Origin of the sequence: Marinobacter daqiaonensis (assembly GCF_900115285.1) — a bacterium.
In the GTDB taxonomy this organism is placed as follows: domain Bacteria; phylum Pseudomonadota; class Gammaproteobacteria; order Pseudomonadales; family Oleiphilaceae; genus Marinobacter; species Marinobacter daqiaonensis.
In genome coordinates, this window is the sequence record NZ_FOYW01000001.1 from 158,487 (window position 1) to 175,300 (window position 16,814).

A 16,814-nucleotide genomic window follows, 5' to 3' on the forward strand; every position below is an offset into this window, starting at 1 on the left:
AACTCAGGCCCGGGATGCGGCCTCAGCCCTGCCGGTCCAGCGCCAGTGCCAGCAGTTCGGCGCTATGCATGGCGGTGCGGCCGGTGCCACGCCGGATCTGCTCGCGGCAGCTGAAGCCATCCGACACGATAAAGGTTTCCTCGTCGGTGCTGCGGACCACCGGATACAGGGCCGACTCCGCAATACGCTGGGACGCCTCGTATTTGTCCTCTTCGAAGCCAAAACCGCCGGCCATGCCACAACAGCCGTTGTCCGGCGTACTTACCTCCAGCCCCAGTCCATCCAGCAGGCGGCGGGTTCCGTCGAGCCCATCGAAGGCACTCTGGTGACAATGGCCGTGAACCATCACCCGGCCTTCAAGTTGGGGTGCCGGTGACCAGGCCAGTCGGTCCCGGGAGGCCAGGAAGTCTGCCAGCAGCCAACTGTTTCCGGCCAGGTAACGGGCCCGGTCATCGTCCGGTAAAAGGTTGACCAGTTCATCCCGGAACACACTCATGCACGAGGGTTCCAGCCCCACCACCGGCAAGCCCTCGTCGATAGCCGGTTGCAGTGTGGCGAGGGTCTGCTCCAGGCGTTGGCGGGCACGGTCCAGCAGGCCGTAGTCATACAGCGGCCGGCCACAGCAGACCGGCCGACCGGGCAGCCTGACGTTGAAGCCGGCGGCCTCGAGAACCTGCCGGGCCGCGCGGGCGGCGCCGGCGTCAAGGTAGTTATTGAACGTGTCCGGCCAGAGAACCACGGCTGGTCGGCCCGGATGCTCTTGCCCTTCGCTTTTGTAGCTGCGGGTGAACGGGCGCGGTGAGAAGCGGGGGAGGGCGCGCTCCGGGGCAATGCCCGCGAGCCTGTGAACCAGTGTATTCACGCCTGGGAGGGCGGCGAGGCCGTTGAATACCGTCGGGGCCATGCCGGCGAGCCGCGACCATTCGTGAATCCGGCCCATGGTCCAGGCCTGGCGGGGGCGCCGATGGTGCTCGTAGTAGTGGGCCATGAACTCGGCCTTGTAGGTGGCCATGTCCACCTGCACCGGGCACTCGTGCTTGCAGGCCTTGCAGCCCAGGCAGAAATCCAGGGCCTCGTGGACCGTGTCGTTGTCCCACCCGACTGCCATCGGATCGCCCTCAAGCATCTCGAACAGCAGCCGGGCCCGGCCACGGGTGCTGTGTTTTTCTTCCATGGTTCCCCGGTAACTGGGGCACATGGTGCCGCCCTGGTGGCTGCGACACTTGCCCACACCCACGCAGCGCCCTGCGGCGGCAGCGAAACTGCCCTCATCCTTGTGGAAGCTGAAATGCAGGGGCTGCGGATCCACCGGGTCATGGTCGGGCCCGGTGCGCAGATTCTCGTCCAGACGGTACGGGTCGATCAGCTTGTGGGGGTTGAGCCGGTTGCCGGGATCCCAGATCGCCTTGAACTCCCTGAAGGCAGACATCAGCTCGTCGCTGAACATGCGGGGCCATAGCTCCGCCCGGGCCTGGCCGTCGCCATGTTCGCCAGATAGGGAGCCGCCGTAACGCACCACCAGATCCGCCGCGTCCTCGGTGAATCGACGCCATTTGGCCACGCCCTCTGTGGAGCTCAGGTCAAAGGTGGTGCGCCCGTGAATGCAGCCCTCGCCAAAGTGACCGTAAAGAGAGGACCGATAGCCATAACGGTCCAGCAGTTTGAGATAGTCACGCAGGTAGTTGCCCACCTGTTCCGGGTCCACGGCGGCATCCTCCCAGCCGGGGTAGGTTTCCGCCTCCCCCGGCAGGGCATTGGTTGCCGCCGCGCCGCTCTTGCGGACCGACCATACCAGGCTCGCCTCGGCGGGGTCGGTATACAGCCGCGTGTCGACACAGTGCTCCCCGAGTTGCCTGATGGCATCCCTGGCCTTCTCCTGTGCTTCCTCTTCGGTGTCTCCGCCATACTCCGCAAGCAGCCAGCCCTCGCCGTCCGGAAGGCCCTCCAGGGCCTTGATGCCCATTCCTTTCTTGCGCATGTCCGAGACGATCTGGTCATCGATGCCTTCCAGGGCCAGGGGGCCCGTGGCCAGTACGCCGGGTGCCCGGTCCCCTGCCTGGCAGATATCCTCGTAGCCAAGCACCACGAGGGTGCGGTGGGGCGGGCTTGGTATCAGCTTTGCCTGTGCCGAAAGGGTAATGGCGCAGGTGCCTTCGGTGCCAATCAGGGCGGCGGCCACGTTGAACCCGTTTTCAGGCAGCAGGGCGTCCAGGTTGTAGCCGGAAACCCGCCGGCGGATATCCGGGAAGTCGTTGCGAATGGCCTCGTCGTAGCGATCCCTCAGGTTGCGAAGGGCCGAGTAGATCTCGCTGCGGCGTCCGCCGGCCTGAATGATCCGTTCCAGTTCCCTCTCCGATGTGGGCCCGACCGTCAGGCGCAGACCGTCATAGGTGAGCACCTCCAGGGACTCAATATTGTCCACGGTCTTGCCCGACGTGACGGAATGGGCGCCGCAGGAGTTATTGCCGATCATGCCGCCCAGAGTGCAGTGGGTGTGTGTTGAGGGGTCAGGTCCGAAAGTCAGGCCATGCTTTTCGGCGGCATTGCGGAGAGTGTCGCAGACCACGCCCGGCTCCACCGACGCCAGACGTTTCTCCGGGTCCAGTGAGGTTACCCGATTCAGGTACCGGGAAGTGTCAAGCACGATGGCGGCATTGCAGGTCTGACCGGCAAGACTGGTGCCGGCGCCACGCATGAGGATCGGCGCGTCGAATTCACGGGCGATGGCAACCGCGGTTTCGATGTCGTCCGCTGAGCGGGGAATCACAACGCCTACCGGTACCTGACGGTAGTTGGAGGCATCGGTGGCGTAGAGGGCCCGGTTGCCAGGATCGAAGTACACCTCACCCTGGAGGCGATCTCGCAGCTTCTGGTCGAGCTTCTCCAGGGCGTCACCGGCAGGCAGTGCCTTTGTGTCCACTTCAGGACTCATTGAACTCTCCCTTGGCTGACGGCAGAACAATACGGGACGCTGCTGTCCCTTAACCTGTGTTGAGGGGCGCCAGGCACATCAACTCGCAAGGGACTCACGCATCATATTCAGCAGCCCCCCCTTGAGAAGCATGGTGACCTGGCGGTCGCTCAGCGTGTGGGTGAGCCTGTAGCGGTCACCGGTACGGCTGTTCCTGGCGGTGATCTCGTCACCGGACTCCAGTGCCTTGTGCAGGTCCTCCAGAACCAGTTCGTCCTCCTGCTCGATCGTGTCATAGTCCTCCGGGTCATCGAAGCTCAGCGGCAACACGCCAAAGTTGCAAAGGTTCTCCCAGTGTATACGGGCATAGCTCTTGGCAATGACTGCCCGCACGCCCAGGTAGCGGGGGGTGAGGGCAGCGTGTTCGCGACTGGAGCCCTGGCCGTAATTGTCACCACCCACCAGCATCGACCCCTTGTCCCGGTATTTCTTTGCCCGCTCGGGGTAGGAAGGATCGATGCGGGTGAGGGTGAATTCACTGATGGCCGGTATATTACTGCGGTAGGGGAGGATGTCTGACCCTGCCGGCAGGATCTCGTCGGTGGAAACGTCATCACCCATCTTCAGCAAAACCGGTACCTCCAGGGAGTCCGGAAGCCCCTCGAACTGTGGCAGCGAGCTGATGTTGGGCCCTTTCTCCACCATCGCCAGTTCCGGATATTTCGCGGGCGGGCGAATGTTGCGGTCCTCCACGTAGAAGGTTCGGCTCTCGTCGAACCTGGGGTAGTCCATATCCAGGTCCCGGGGATCGGTGATCACACCGGTCAGGGCCGAGGCGGTGGCGGTCTCCGGGCTGCACAGACAGACCTTGTCTTCTTCCGTGCCGGAGCGGCCGGGAAAGTTACGGGGCACGGTACGCAGGCTGATCTGGTCCGTTGCCGGGGCCTGGCCCATGCCGATGCAGCCATTGCAGCCGGTCTGGTGGAGGCGCGCGCCCGCCTTGAGCAGGTCGTTCAGGTGTCCCAGTTCGGTGAGATTCTCCAGGATCTGGCGGGAGGTGGGGTTGACGTCAAAAGAGATCCGGTCATGGACCTGACGCCCCCTGACCATCATCGCGGGCACTGCGAAGTCCCTCAGCCCGGGATTCGCGGACGAGCCGATGTAGGCCTGGTATATAGGCTCGCCTGCCACTTCCCGCACGGGAACGACCTTTCCCGGACTGCTCGGCAGGGCGATCAGGGGTTCCAGCCTGCCGAGGTCGATTTCGTCATGCTCGTCGTAGCTGGCGCCGGAATCCGCCTCCAGTTTCTCGAAGTCGTCCTCCCGCTCCTGCTTCCTGAGAAACTGGCGCACCATGTCGTCGGCGGGAAAGACCGTGGTGGTGTGACCCATTTCCTGTCCCATGTTGGCAATGACATGGCGGTCCATGGCGGACAGCCCCTTGAGGCCCGGCCCATAATACTCGATGATTTTCCCCGAACCGCCGTTCACGCCGTGACGACGGAGCATCTCCAGGATCACATCCTTGGCGCTTACCCAGTCCGGCAGTCGGCCGGTAACCTTTACCCCCATTACCTTCGGCATTTTCAGGTAGAAGGGTTTGCCACACATTGCCATGGCCACCGCCATGCCGCCGGCACCCATTGCCAGCATACCCAGGGAGCCCGCCGCGCAGGTATGGCTGTCGGAACCGATCATGGTCTTGCCGGGTTTGCCGAAGCGCTCCATGTGCACCGGATGGCTGACCCCGGATCCGGCCGGACTGTACCATACGCCGAACCGTTCGCAGGCGCTGCGCAGGAACAGGTGATCGTCCGGGTTACGGTTGTCGGTCTGGAGCAGATTGTGATCGACGTACTGGGCGGACAATTCGGTCTCGACCTGATCCAGGCCCATGGCTTCCAGCTCGAGCATCACCAGGGTTCCGGTTGCGTCCTGGGTAAGGGTCTGATCGATCCTGAGGCCTATTTCCTCCCCGGCTTCCATCTTTCCGGAAACCAGGTGTGACTCAATCAGTTTCTGCGCCACGTTGCGGGGGTTGCTCTTGCTCTGTTTCGCCATTGGAACTTCTCCATGTGCTAGCCAGATATCGGGCAATCGTTGATTCGAATATGTCGTTTCTATCAAAAGATATGTGTACCGGGTCGGCCCGATACAACCCCGGTGATTGGCCGATGGAGGCTTCAGGGCCGCCAGCGGGGTGGTCAGACATCGGCGGCAGCGGGTGGGTCCAGTCCGAGCTCTTTGCTGAACAGCACGTTGCCAAGGCTCAGCACGATGCGCTCCACCGAAGCGCCTTCTTCCTGAGGCTCGTCGCCCGATGTCTGCTGATCAAGTACATCTTTGAGCAGATCGAGCAGGCGGACCACCAGATCCACAGCGGCGAAATGTTCCGGGGGATCGACCAGTGACTCACGGGCATAGGTCATGGCCCGAGTGACGACGGCGGCCTGAAGCGGATCCAGACCCTCGGTATCGAGCTGCCGGCAGGCATTGAAATGTGCCTCCCTTTCCAGTCGCAGTGCCTCCCTGCAGAGTTCCCGTGACTGCTCGGGCGAGTCCTCGTGGCGGACCAGGGAAGCCAGCCTGAATTCGATGGTACCTTCCTGGCACTGTTTCTCGTGCTCATTCCGGACCGCATCCCGCGCCTGTGGCAGGAACTTGCGTACTGCGTTCTCACGGGCCCGGTCCAGACTCTCCTTCTCCGCCGTGGTGATCAGGGCGGACATCACCTGCACGCAATGAATCAGGTACTCCCACAAGGGGGCGGGGATGGCTTCCGGTCGGGGCGGCAGGGCCCGGCAGAGGGTCACGAACTCGAAGTAGAGGCTGGTCACTTCCTCTTCCGGGAACCCCGATTCCCGGACGATTCTCGCCAGCCCGATCCGCTCCATATCCGCCACAAGGCGGGGGGCGAGCAGCAGGATGTAGCTTTGTGCACCTGGAGACAACAGCATCTCGATAACGAAAACCTCCGGATCTGAAAGCCGGCCATGACACGTTCCGGGCCCTGTATCCAGTCTAGACTCTCTGTCGCCACCCCGCCTGCCGGTGGCGGATTCCGGTGGACGGTTATTTCACCGTGATCCGGTTGGTGACATCGTCCATGTCGCTGTATTCCCGCATCAGGTCTTCCGCCCGCTGGCGCTGGGCGGTGGTTTCCACGAAGCCCTCCAGCACGATGCCTCCATCGTTGACCGTGATGTCAATGGCGGAACCGGCCAGGTCCTCCGCTTCAAGCAGGACAGCCTTCAGGCGGACCTCCTCCGCGGTACCCTGCTGTGTCTCGTAGGCCGAGGGCTCCCCGCCAAAGCCGGCGCAGCCGCCGGTCAGCACCAGGCACAGCCAGAGCGCCAGGGAGCGTCCGTCAACCTTCGTCACTGTCGGGATCATCATCGTCTTCCAGTTCATCATTGATGGCCTCCAGAGAACGACTCGCCAGCCCCTCGCAATACCCGATTTCCTCCCCGGTGCCCAGGTCCAGCAGGGGCAAAAGGGCCGCCACCGGGGCCGCCACGGCGGCCAGGACAACACTGCCGCCCACACGCAGGGCGAGATTGTCAGATTGTATTCCGGGCTCAGGCTCACTCAGGGAGCCTCCGATGTGAAACGGGGTGCGCCCTGAAAACACGCTGACGTCCTTGGGGTGTGCCGTAAGGGTAAGGTCCAGCAGTTCGTTGTTGAGGTTCACGGTGCCGGTTCCGGTGAAAGTGGTATCGGCGGTATCGATGGCAAGGGTGTCGATGATGGCGACACCGTCCCGGGCCTGCAGATCGATATAGGCGCAATCGATCGGGATGGGGTCACGGGACCGCAGCCAGCTCAGGAACGCCTGGCCGGCATCGAGGCCGGCCAGTTCGACCAGCAGGGCATCCATCTTGCCCTGGCTCATCAACACCACCATTCCACCGTCCGCCGAGGCGAAGAATTCGGCGATGGAGGAGCCGGTAATCCAGAACTTGCCCTGGCCGCCAACAATGCCGACGGCGTCATCGGTCAGGGTCCAGTTGCCAAGCACCTCGCTGAGATTGACGGCCTGCACCTCCACACCCAGTGTGCCCTCGGGCGGGTCCTGCCTGGCATCCAGGCTGAGATTGAAATCCACCTGACCTTTGCCGACCCCGAAGCGGACCGGCTTGAAATGTCCCTGGCCGTCGGCAAGCTCGAATTCGATCTCCACGTCGCTCAGGGGAATGTCAGCCGCCCGCACGTTCTTTCCCCGGTACCGGACATCGGCGGACAGGTCCTGCCAGGCGGATGTCACCAGGGGCTGGTCCGGCAGCAAATCCCCGTCATCGTCCTCGGGCGTGCTCTTTGCAGGGTGGGGCTCTGCCCCCACCAGCACGCCAAGATCCGCCAGATCCATGGTCTCGGAGCGCAGGTCCGCACTCAGGTGAGGAGGCCGTGGACCGGTATCGAGACCGAGTTGGCCGCTCAGGTCACTGTCGCCCACTTCGCCCTCGATATCGGTGACCATCCACCGCTGGTCGGCGTAATCCAGATTTCCGGACAGGGAGTAGGGGGGCAGGTCCGGCAGCGGTATCCCCAGCAGCCGGGTAAGCCGGTGGGGGTTCGGGCCTTCGAGCTCGAGCCTGAGGCTCAACCCCTTCAGGGCCAGTGGCTGCAGGATGCTGCCGTCCACATGAATGCGGCTGTCCACGACGTTCATCACCAGATCAAGGCTATAGGGCCGTTCCGGCTTGCGGGCATCCAGCAGACGATCGCCACGGAATGTCAGTGAAAAGGGGGAGCCATCGTATTGCCCGTCACCATCAATGTGGAAGGCCTGGTCATTGGCATCCAGTCCGCGGGTTCGCAGATCGAGTGTCATGTCTGTATCCGTTTCCGCATCGGTAAATCTCAGCGTGGACGGCTGCAGGACTAGCCGGTCGATGGAAGGCAGCGCCAGGTCCTCCTGCTGGGCAGCGGTGAGAGATTCGGTGATCTCCACATGAACATCCCCCGAGAGGATGCCAAGCCGGTCCTCGATGGCGCTGAAAGTGTCACCGAAACGGCTCAGGTTGATGTTGTCGAATTCCGCGTCGATGGAACCGGTGGCGGGCTCGTTGGCGGCGGCCAGTTCCAGGGAGCTTGCCCAGCTGCCGCCGGCGACGTCAAAGTCCAGGGGTTCTATCTCGAGCCTGCCGGAATCAAGACCGGCATCGAGCCGCAGATTCCGCAGCTCCGGCGCGCCCGGGAGCACCAGCGTCTGTGCCCGCAGGTTCAGCTGGCCGTCGATGCTTCGCAACGCGGCCAGGGGAGACTGGTCCCCGGCGCCGTCGCCCGGTGACGATCCGGGGGACGTGTCATCTCCCATGAATTGGGCGAGTTCAATGCGACCGGCCTGAAGATCAGCATTGACCGTGGGCGGGCTCCCAATGCGATAGTGCACCTCACCGTCGAGTTCGGTGACGCCGACATTGCCCTCCAGGGAGGTGACGGACCACTGTTCTCCGTCGCGGTTGATGCGCCCTGAGAGCCGGAACTCCGGCAGGGGGGGCAACGTTGTGCCCGCCAGGGCTTCCAGGTCCTGTCCGTCGCTGCCATCCAACACAAGGTTGCCGGAGATGCTTGCGGGGGTCATCAGTGAACCCAGGGAGGTGTCGGCCCAGGCATACAGTTCACCGCTGCGCGCCTGCGCCTGTAACCGGTAATCCGAAAGGTCACCCGCCAGGTCGGTGAGGGGACCGCCCTCGACGGTCATCTCCAGGTCCCTGCCCCGGAATTCCCCGTTGGCCGAGAAGGCCGGGCGGGGCGGTTCGCCAGCTTTTTCCAGCTTGAGTTCCAGGTCACTCTCCGGCCCTGCGTGCTGTTCCGTTGTCCGGTAGTGGGCGGTGGCGACACCGAGGTCCAGGTGTTTCAGAAGGGTCTCAGGGCTCAGGGAAGGAGCCTGCTGGATCTGATCGAGGCCCAGATCGAGTTCGACGTCAAGGACCTGTCCGGGCCCCGTGCCGAGGCCAAGGGCGTGCAGGTCCGCTTGCTGAAGGTCGAGCTGGACCTCTGCGGTGATGAAATCCTCATTGCTGGTGAGGTCGGCGCTGGCTTCTCCCCGGCCCCCGGCCACCTGGAAATCCAGGGTTTCCAGGGTGAGCTGGTGCTGGCCCGGAAGCAGCCTGATCTCCACCTTTGTGAAGGTGGCGGGCTCCAGGATGAGTTCATCGATCGACAGATGAATGTCACCCGCCAGATCCGGCAGTACCGGTATGGCAATGCCGGGGGGCCCCCCTTCCGGGGATTCAGGCAGGGCCGTGAGCATTTCGGTGATGTTGATGGAGGGTGAATGCAGCTCTCCCCTCAGGGTAACCGGAGCCGTTCCGGTATCCACGCCCAGGTTGCCGTCGATCCGCACGTCTCCCACCCGGGCCTGGATCTCACGTAAGTGCCATTGGCTATCCTCGAATCCCGGATCCATGGTGGCTGAAAGTTCAGCGGGTATCACCAGGCGCTCCCCACTCATCCCGAGGTCGGCTTCGGCGTTCAGGGAGACCCTGTCTCCCGATGTGGTCAGTGAGGCGATCGACAGGACCTGGGGCTGATCCGTTCCCGGCGCGGCGTAGCGAATTTCCGCGTCGTAAATATTGAGTCTTTGAATGGAAACGGGTGGCCCCGCCTGATCTTCCTCAGGCTGACCGGAACCCTCGGTCGCACTGGTACCCTTGTCGGGGGTTCCGCCTGGCTTCGTCATCGCGGGCAGGACCCAGTTTCCGGGTTTTTCGGCGCGGCTTTCGAGATTGACTGTGGGTCCTCTAACCACCACGTTCTCCAGCGCCAGCTCGCCCTGGAGCAGGCTGGTGAGCGAGGGTTCCAGCTTGAGGCTGTCAATGGCTACCATCTCCGGAGTCCTTGCCCAGCTGGCATTGGCAAGGGTCATCTCCCCGATATCCAGATGAGGGCGCGGCAGCAGGCTTACCGAAATGTCACCGGTGATCTCCATTTCGCGACCGGTCATGGCTTCCACGCGATCGGTGATCGGACCCTTCAGGAAATTCCACGACATCAGTTCGATCGCAAGGATCGCGACGACCAGCAGCACGAGCAGGGCTGCAAGCGTCCACTTCAGAATCCTGAACAGGGTTGAGGACGGAGCGCTGTTACTTTTACCCATGCGTAATATGGGCCCGTAGCAAAGGGAGGGGATTGCCTGGCATCAGTACGCCAAAAACGAGGGGGCCGCTGAGTCGGCACGTGGTTTTCGGCTTCATCATGATTAGCCTCATCGATGCAGAAAAAAGAGGATCGGGCGGATAACAGATCTCGCCTGTTGCACGAACGCGGACTGAACTGTGCTGGTACCTCTTTCAACATAGTCAAAGGGGATGGCGGTTGCTAGTGTCCCGGCCGGTTAATTCGCTGACCTACTGAGCCCCTGAAAGCCTTGAGAGCAAGGCGCGGTGTCGAAGGTTTGGTGGTTCCAAATCGAGGCGCCGCAACACAGCTCTCAAGGCTTTCAGGGGCTCCCGGAGGGCTTGCCGCTGGCGACTCTGGACCTGTGTTGTCAGCCCTTGATGTGGAACCACCACACCTGCGGACTGACGCCTTGGCCAGAGTCGCCAGCGGCAAGCAATAGGTCAGCGAATTAACCGGCGGGGACACTAGTGTCCGGGCGATCCGATCAGGCTATGGCGCGTACATGGCGATGAAGGTGGACAACGATTTTTCCCAGCCTGAGGGACATCAAACCAATGAACATGATCAGACATACGGCCCTGTTGCTACTGGGCATTCTTGTGATCACGACAGTGGAGGCGAGGACCATGAATTCGCTCTCGGATCTGCAATGGCAAAACCGGATCATCCTGGTGGGTAACCCGGAAAGCAAAGGCGAAGCCATCGAAGCGCTGAACCGATTCCGGGACGGCATTGAGGAGCGGGACATTGCCTGGTTCGTGGTGGACGAAGAAAGTGTTGAATCGAACATCAACGGACTTACTGCGGCCCTGTCAGAAAGTGTCCGTGCCAGGCTGAATGAGGGCCAGACGGAGGTAATTCTGATCGGCAAGGATGGCGGGGTGAAAGACCGGGGCCGTCAGCTTGACATGGACCATCTGTTTTCACTGATCGACAGCATGCCCATGAGAATCCGCGAGATGAAGCAGCAGAAAGACTGACCGGGAGGGCGCCCGGCCGCTCCCGGCCTTACCGGCGCCCGTCATCAGAGGGTCTGTCTGGCCTTGCTTGCCAGTATCAGCATCCAGACACCGGTAAAAACGAAATCGACGCCCAGCAGAAGGCCCAGCACCCAGGGGTAGGCTTCTGTCAGCTGGAACAGGATCAGCAGGCCGAGTGCCAGCGAGAGCAGTCCTCCTGCAAGGGTCCAGCCCCAGCCGATTGCCGGTTTTACCTGGAACGCGAAAACCGTCTTGAGGATGCCGGCGATCAGCAGGAACGCGGCCACAAGGGACGTCAGCGTGATAACCCCGGCAAGGGGGTAGAACAGCATGAGCAGCCCGATGATCAGGGCCAGTACTGCCAGCCCGACGTTCAGGAAGAAGCCGCCCCAGCGTGGAATGGAAAACGACTGCACGGCCTGGGCCACGCCCGCGATCACAAACAGTACGCCAATGAAGATCTCCAGAGAGAGCGTGGCAACCCAGGGAAAGGCAATCGCGGCGATGCCCAGTATCAGGAACACGATGCCCAACCCCATGAACCAGCGGGTATGGTCCCTGATGTCGTCGATCAGGTTGCTCTCGATTTTCACCTCATAATGTCTGGTTTCCATTTCTGGCTCCTTGACTGATAGCGAGACGAGTGGCTCGTGGTCGTGTCCCGTTACAGACCGCTATGGCGTCGGACTCCGCGAATTCAACCGGGCGCGAAATTTTCCAGGGTGACCTGCGGCCCGCTGCAGCGGCTTACAGCATTGCCTCTCCGTTTGTCAGCATGGAGCCGAGCAATCCCACACCATAAGCGACCCCCGCCGCCAGCGCCCCCACCAGCAGCATCTCCAGACCCGCCCGCCATGCCGGCAGATTGGCCACCAGGCCGCGGCCGGCGCCGACCATAAAGAGCGTGACTAGGGTCATGGCTGCCGCCAGCGGGAACCGATAACCGTCGGGGACTGGAACGAGATAGGCCACCAGGGGGACAATGCCGGGGGTCACAAAGCCCACAAACGTGGCCAGGCCATGGCGCATTGCCGGGGCCCGTCGGCTTCCGGACTCCCTGTCCGACGGGGTGCGCTCAGCAAGATAGTCACTGGTGGCCATTGAGAATCCGTCTGCCAGCAGCGAGGCAAAGCCCAGTATCAGCACCACGGTATTGGAAAGACCGGCCCCGGCCACGCCGGCTACTATGGCGAACGTGGTGATCAGGCCATCATTGGCACCGTAGATGAAATCCGGCAGGAAGCGCCGGATAACCGTTTTCCGGCTTCGGCTGGGCGAATTATCCGACATGGACCACCTCTCCTGCGAGAGGAATTCCCTGAAGGGGAACCCCGTAACGCGATACGGATTCAGGACTCACTGTCACCGGCCTCCGGGGGTTGCTGCGGCTTGACTGTGTCGTAAATCCGGAACGCGAAGATGGTGTAGAGCGCTCCGAAGAGTGAGACCAGGGCGTTGAGTATTCCGCCAATAAACCAGTAAGCCAGAGTGTCGGGACTGACCATGAACTCCAGCAGGGCGTATGGCAGGTACAGGACAAACGTGATCAGAACAAAACCCCCCGCCAGGTGCCACATATGCTCCCGGGTCAGTTGCCAGCTCTGTTTGATGGCGTTGAAGGGGTCATAGCCGTCCAGCAGCAGTTCGAATTCCGCGAAGGCGTACCGTGCCGCGAGGATAATGCCCGGCACGATCAGCAGAAAAAGCCCGAACATCACGGCGGCGCCCACCAGCACGGTCACGAACAGGTAGCGTGACCAGTTCGCCATGGCCAGTCTCCAGGCGGTCCTGTTATCGATGGATTCGCGCCTGAGCACCGAGGCGATATAGAACACCAGCCCGCCAGCGTAGACAGGGTAGATCAGCAAAGCCACGATCATCAGGATCAGTTGATCCGACATGGCCAGTTCGTCGCCGATGAAGAAGTGCTGGTAGAACGTGGCAAACAGCTCGAAGGGTATGATGATCGGCAGAATTATCGCCGCGATCGGGTAGAAATGCTGCCTGAAGAAGATGACACTGTCCGATATGAGAGTCCTGAACATCCGGGTTCCTATTGTCTGTCGGTGTATCGGTAGGTTTATATCAGTAAATACGCACGATTGACGTTACTCTGCGAAAAAACGGATCAGTTCCCCCGTCACCGGGACCGGCGCCTCTTCCGGCAGAAAGTGGCCGCAGTCCAGGGCCCGGCCTTCAACCTGGCCGGCATACTGTCGCCAGACCCCGAGCACGTCATAGGTTCGGTTCACAAAACCCTGGCTGCCCCATAACACCAGCAAGGGACACCGGACCGGATTCTCCAGGTCCTGTTCGTCGTGCTCCAGATCCACGGTGGCGGCAGCGCGATAATCCTCGCAGGTGGCGTGGATGGTTTCCGGTCTCCGGAAGCAGCGCTGGTATTCGGCTACCGCGTTTTCGTCGAAGTGTGCGCCGGGGGCGCTCCATCGCCGGAGTTTTTCCGACAGGTAGTAATCGGGGTCGGAACCGATCATTCGCTCCGGCAGGCCATCCGGCTGGATCAGGAAAAACCAGTGGTAGTAACCGGTGGCGAAATGCTCGTCGGTGGTCCTGAACATGTGAAGCGTGGGCACAATGTCCATCACACAGGCCTTCCGGATCCTCTCGGGATAGTCCAGCGCCAGCCGGTGGGTGACCCGCGCGCCCCGGTCGTGCCCCGCCACGAAGAATCGGTCATGGCCGAGATCCGTCATGAGCTCGGCCATGTCCCGGGCCATGGCCCGTTTGGAGTACGGGGCATGGTCCGGGGTACTCACAGGCACGGAACTGTCGCCATATCCGCGCAGATCGGGACAGATCACATGGAAATGGCGGGCCAGCTCAGGAGCCGCCTGGTGCCACATGGCATGGGTTTGCGGATAGCCGTGCAGCAGCAGCAGGGGAGGACCGGAGCCCCCATGAACCAGGTTGATCTCCGCTTCGGTGGTCTTTATCCGGATTTCTTCAAAGTCTCCTGGAAACAGCAAGCTTTTATCTCCGTGGCTGACACACAATCGATCCGTTCATGGGACTGTATTATGGCTCAAATCGCTGGGATCAAGTCCATCCGCTGCCGGATCCCCCTTACACCACCATTCCCAGGTTTCTCAGGTAATCATCATAGCTGCCACTGAAGTCGGTCACTCCGTTTTCCGACAGTTCGATGATGCGGGTGGCCAGGCTGGATACGAAAGCCCGGTCATGACTGACGAAGATCAACGTGCCCGGATAGTTCTCCAGGGCCAGGTTGAGGGCTTCGATGGATTCCATGTCCAGGTGGTTGGTGGGCTCGTCCATGACCAGCACGTTGGGCTTCTGCAGGATCAGTTTGCCGAACAGCATGCGACCCTGCTCACCGCCGGAGATCACCCGCACCGACTTGGCGATGTCGTCGGCGGAAAACAGCATGCGGCCCAGGGTTCCACGTACCAGCTGCTCGCCCCCGTCCGTCCATTGCGCCATCCAGTCGAAGAGGTTGTCGTCGCGGGCAAAGTCGTCGCCGTGTTCCTGGGCAAAATAGCCCACGTCGGCGGCGTCCGCCCACTTGACCGTCCCGCCACGGGGCGCCAGGTCGTCTACCAGCGTGCGGAGCATGGTGGTCTTGCCAATGCCGTTGGGGCCGATGATGGCGACCCGTTCGCCGGCCTCGATCTGGAGGCTGAGGTTCCGGAACAGTGTTTCCTCGTCGAAGCCCTGGCTGACCTTGTCCATAACCACGGCCTGGCGGTGGAGTTTACGGTTCTGGTCGAAGCGGATGAACGGGCTTACGCGGCTGGAGGGACGGACTTCCTCCAGCTGGATCTTGTCGATCTGACGGGCACGGCTGGTGGCCTGCTTGGCCTTGGACGCATTGGCGGAAAAACGGCTGACAAAGGTCTGTAACTCCGCGATCTGGGCCTTCTTCTTGGCATTGTCCGCCTGGACACGTTCCCGGGCCATGGTCGCAGCGGTCATGTATTCGTCATAGTTGCCGGGGAACTGGCGCAGTTCACCGTAATCCAGATCCGCCATGTGGGTACATACACTGTTCAGAAAGTGACGGTCGTGGGAGATGATGATGATGGTACTTTCCCGGGCGATCAGGATCTGCTCCAGCCAGCCGATGGTGTTGATGTCCAGGTGGTTGGTGGGCTCATCCAGCAACAGTATATCCGGATCGGAGAACAGGGCCTGGGCCAGCAGCACCCGCAGCTTCCAGCCCGGAGCAATCTCGCTCATGGGGCCGGTGTGCTGCTCCAGGGGAATGCCCAGCCCCATGAGGAGCTCGCCGGCACGGGACTCGGCGGTGTAGCCATCGAGTTCCGCGTATTCGTTCTCCAGCTCACCAATGGCCATGCCATCCTCTTCGGACATCTCTTCCTTGCCGTAGATGCGCTCCCGTTCCGCATGGACCCGCCACAGATCCTCGTGGCCCATGATAACCGTATCGAGTACCGTGAAGTCCTCATAGGCGAACTGGTCCTGGCGGAGCTTACCCAGACGCACGCCCGGCGCCAGCATGACCTGGCCGCTGCTGGGCTCAAGCTCCCCGCCAAGAATTTTCATGAAGGTGGACTTGCCGGAGCCGTTGGCGCCGATCAGGCCATAGCGGTTGCCACCGCCAAACTTGACGGAAACATTTTCAAACAGGGGCTTCGCCCCGAATTGCATGGTTATATTCGCGGTAGAGATCAAAAGAGACAGTCCTGGAGGGAAGAGCGATTGCAGCCACCGTCGGGCAACGGCAATAGCGGAAAAATTGGTCGCGTAGTGTACAGGCTATTGAGGAGGAGTCATAGGCGGCCTGACTCGGGAAATGCCGCTACGACTCTGCTCTTTCCGGGAAAGGCGTTCGTCGGCGACTGCATCCGGTGCAGGCACCATTCCCCCTTCCGGAAAACGATGCCTGCGCCCGGTCTATAGCTTGAAACTAAAGTCCGGGATGCCCGCTCAGTTTGCCGGCAGTTTTGCGTAGGCGTGACCGCCATCCACGGCAATGGTGTCGCCCACCACGTAATCGCCCGCCCTTGAGGCGAGGTAGATGGCGGCGCCGGCCATATCCTCGTCAGTACCCACCCGGCCAAGCGGTGTCTTCCTGGCCACTTCATCAGCCTCGTCCCGGGCCGTGCGATTCATTTCCGACGGGAATGGGCCCGGGGCAATGGCACTCACCACAATACGATCCTCGATCAGTTTTGCGGCTATCCGGCGGGTCAGGAAGATCAGGCCGGACTTGGAGGCATGGTAGGAATAGGTTTCCCAGGGATTCAGGCGGATGCCGTCGATTGAGGCGATATTGATCACCTTGGCGGGCTGCTGGTCGGAGGCACCGGCTTTCAGCATTCCATGGAGGGCCTGGGTCAGGAAGAACGGTGACTTCAGGTTCAGGTCCATGACCTTGTCCCAGCCGTGCTCTGGAAACTCGTCGAAGTCGGCGCCCCAGGCAGCACCGGCGTTGTTGACCAGGATGTCCAGGTGATCTTCCTGGGCCTTCAGCTTTTCGGTGAGCTCCCGGCAGCCTTCCACCGTTGAGATATCCTGGGGCAGGGAGATACACATGCCGTTGCCCTTGGAGAGTTCCTCAGCGGTCGCGTCGCACTGGTCCGCCTTGCGCGAGGAGATATACACCTTCGCACCCTGGGCGATAAAGCCCGCGGCAATCATCTTGCCAATGCCGCGGGATCCCCCGGTTACCAGCGCCGTACGGCCTTTCAGGGAAAACAGGTTCTCAAACATTGTTGTGTCTCCATTGGTTAATTTTTGTCATGGTTTCATGCAGATACAGGGGGCGCCATTCGCGCTCACTGCAAACGGTC

Annotated in this window: 12 protein-coding genes; 1 reads left to right on the forward strand and 11 read right to left on the reverse strand. The window is 61.7% G+C overall.

The window, feature by feature from the left end:
* Nucleotides 1-22 precede the first annotated feature (22 nt).
* From BM346_RS00705 to BM346_RS00725, 5 genes are all read right to left on the reverse strand, one after another.
* Nucleotides 23-2,932: an FAD-binding and (Fe-S)-binding domain-containing protein gene (locus BM346_RS00705; protein WP_092008402.1), complete on the reverse strand. Its 2,910-nt coding sequence runs from the start codon at nucleotides 2,930-2,932 to the stop codon at nucleotides 23-25.
* 78 nt (nucleotides 2,933-3,010) lie between these two features.
* Nucleotides 3,011-4,972, reverse strand: coding sequence for an aconitate hydratase (locus BM346_RS00710; protein WP_092008403.1), 1,962 nt, complete (start codon nucleotides 4,970-4,972; stop codon nucleotides 3,011-3,013).
* A gap of 143 nt (nucleotides 4,973-5,115) precedes the next feature.
* Nucleotides 5,116-5,868 (reverse strand): hypothetical protein, encoded by a 753-nt coding sequence (locus tag BM346_RS00715; RefSeq protein ID WP_092008404.1) that lies wholly within the window; start codon nucleotides 5,866-5,868, stop codon nucleotides 5,116-5,118.
* A gap of 115 nt (nucleotides 5,869-5,983) precedes the next feature.
* Entirely contained in the window at nucleotides 5,984-6,325 is a 342-nt protein-coding gene (locus BM346_RS00720) for a BON domain-containing protein (protein ID WP_092008405.1), read from the reverse strand.
* Nucleotides 6,279-10,016 carry an AsmA family protein gene (locus BM346_RS00725; RefSeq protein WP_092008406.1) on the reverse strand — a complete coding sequence of 1,246 codons (3,738 nt, stop codon included), beginning with the start codon at nucleotides 10,014-10,016 and terminating at the stop codon, nucleotides 6,279-6,281. Before BM346_RS00725 ends, BM346_RS00720 begins: the two co-directional genes overlap by 47 nt.
* 577 nt (nucleotides 10,017-10,593) lie before the next feature.
* On the opposite strand from BM346_RS00725, the gene BM346_RS00730 reads away from it, so the two are divergent.
* Nucleotides 10,594-11,019 carry a DUF4174 domain-containing protein gene (locus BM346_RS00730; RefSeq protein WP_092008407.1) on the forward strand — a complete coding sequence of 142 codons (426 nt, stop codon included), beginning with the start codon at nucleotides 10,594-10,596 and terminating at the stop codon, nucleotides 11,017-11,019.
* Between the two features lie 44 nt (nucleotides 11,020-11,063).
* On the opposite strand, the gene BM346_RS00735 is transcribed toward BM346_RS00730, so the two are convergent.
* From BM346_RS00735 to BM346_RS00760, 6 genes are all read right to left on the reverse strand, one after another.
* A complete protein-coding gene (locus tag BM346_RS00735; protein WP_092008408.1) occupies nucleotides 11,064-11,633 on the reverse strand; it encodes an HdeD family acid-resistance protein in 570 nt (189 codons plus the stop codon).
* A gap of 133 nt (nucleotides 11,634-11,766) precedes the next feature.
* Nucleotides 11,767-12,309: a VIT1/CCC1 transporter family protein gene (locus tag BM346_RS00740; protein ID WP_092008409.1), complete on the reverse strand. Its 543-nt coding sequence runs from the start codon at nucleotides 12,307-12,309 to the stop codon at nucleotides 11,767-11,769.
* Nucleotides 12,310-12,368: 59 nt separating this feature from the next.
* Nucleotides 12,369-13,064: a hypothetical protein gene (locus BM346_RS00745; protein ID WP_092008410.1), complete on the reverse strand. Its 696-nt coding sequence runs from the start codon at nucleotides 13,062-13,064 to the stop codon at nucleotides 12,369-12,371.
* A 63-nt stretch (nucleotides 13,065-13,127) separates the two neighbouring features.
* Nucleotides 13,128-14,006 (reverse strand): alpha/beta fold hydrolase, encoded by an 879-nt coding sequence (locus BM346_RS00750; RefSeq protein WP_092008411.1) that lies wholly within the window; start codon nucleotides 14,004-14,006, stop codon nucleotides 13,128-13,130.
* A gap of 97 nt (nucleotides 14,007-14,103) precedes the next feature.
* Nucleotides 14,104-15,693 (reverse strand): ABC-F family ATPase, encoded by a 1,590-nt coding sequence (locus tag BM346_RS00755; protein ID WP_092008412.1) that lies wholly within the window; start codon nucleotides 15,691-15,693, stop codon nucleotides 14,104-14,106.
* A 255-nt stretch (nucleotides 15,694-15,948) separates the two neighbouring features.
* The gene (locus BM346_RS00760) at nucleotides 15,949-16,734 is read right to left on the reverse strand and encodes an SDR family oxidoreductase (protein ID WP_092008413.1); all 786 of its coding nucleotides are present in this window, start codon (nucleotides 16,732-16,734) and stop codon (nucleotides 15,949-15,951) included.
* Nucleotides 16,735-16,814: the final 80 nt, after the last annotated feature.

Bases quoted from the DNA above. Each gene is read 5' to 3' on its own strand.
- BM346_RS00715 (WP_092008404.1), bottom strand. From the start codon at position 5,868: ATGCTGTTGTCTCCAGGTGCACAAAGCTACATCCTGCTGCTCGCCCCC.
- BM346_RS00720 (WP_092008405.1), bottom strand. From the start codon at position 6,325: ATGATGAACTGGAAGACGATGATGATCCCGACAGTGACGAAGGTTGAC.
- BM346_RS00760 (WP_092008413.1), bottom strand. From the start codon at position 16,734: ATGTTTGAGAACCTGTTTTCCCTGAAAGGCCGTACGGCGCTGGTAACC.
- BM346_RS00740 (WP_092008409.1), bottom strand. From the start codon at position 12,309: ATGTCGGATAATTCGCCCAGCCGAAGCCGGAAAACGGTTATCCGGCGC.
- BM346_RS00745 (WP_092008410.1), bottom strand. From the start codon at position 13,064: ATGTTCAGGACTCTCATATCGGACAGTGTCATCTTCTTCAGGCAGCAT.
- BM346_RS00735 (WP_092008408.1), bottom strand. From the start codon at position 11,633: ATGGAAACCAGACATTATGAGGTGAAAATCGAGAGCAACCTGATCGAC.
- BM346_RS00730 (WP_092008407.1), top strand. From the start codon at position 10,594: ATGAACATGATCAGACATACGGCCCTGTTGCTACTGGGCATTCTTGTG.
- BM346_RS00725 (WP_092008406.1), bottom strand. From the start codon at position 10,016: ATGGGTAAAAGTAACAGCGCTCCGTCCTCAACCCTGTTCAGGATTCTG.
- BM346_RS00710 (WP_092008403.1), bottom strand. From the start codon at position 4,972: ATGGCGAAACAGAGCAAGAGCAACCCCCGCAACGTGGCGCAGAAACTG.
- BM346_RS00705 (WP_092008402.1), bottom strand. From the start codon at position 2,932: ATGAGTCCTGAAGTGGACACAAAGGCACTGCCTGCCGGTGACGCCCTG.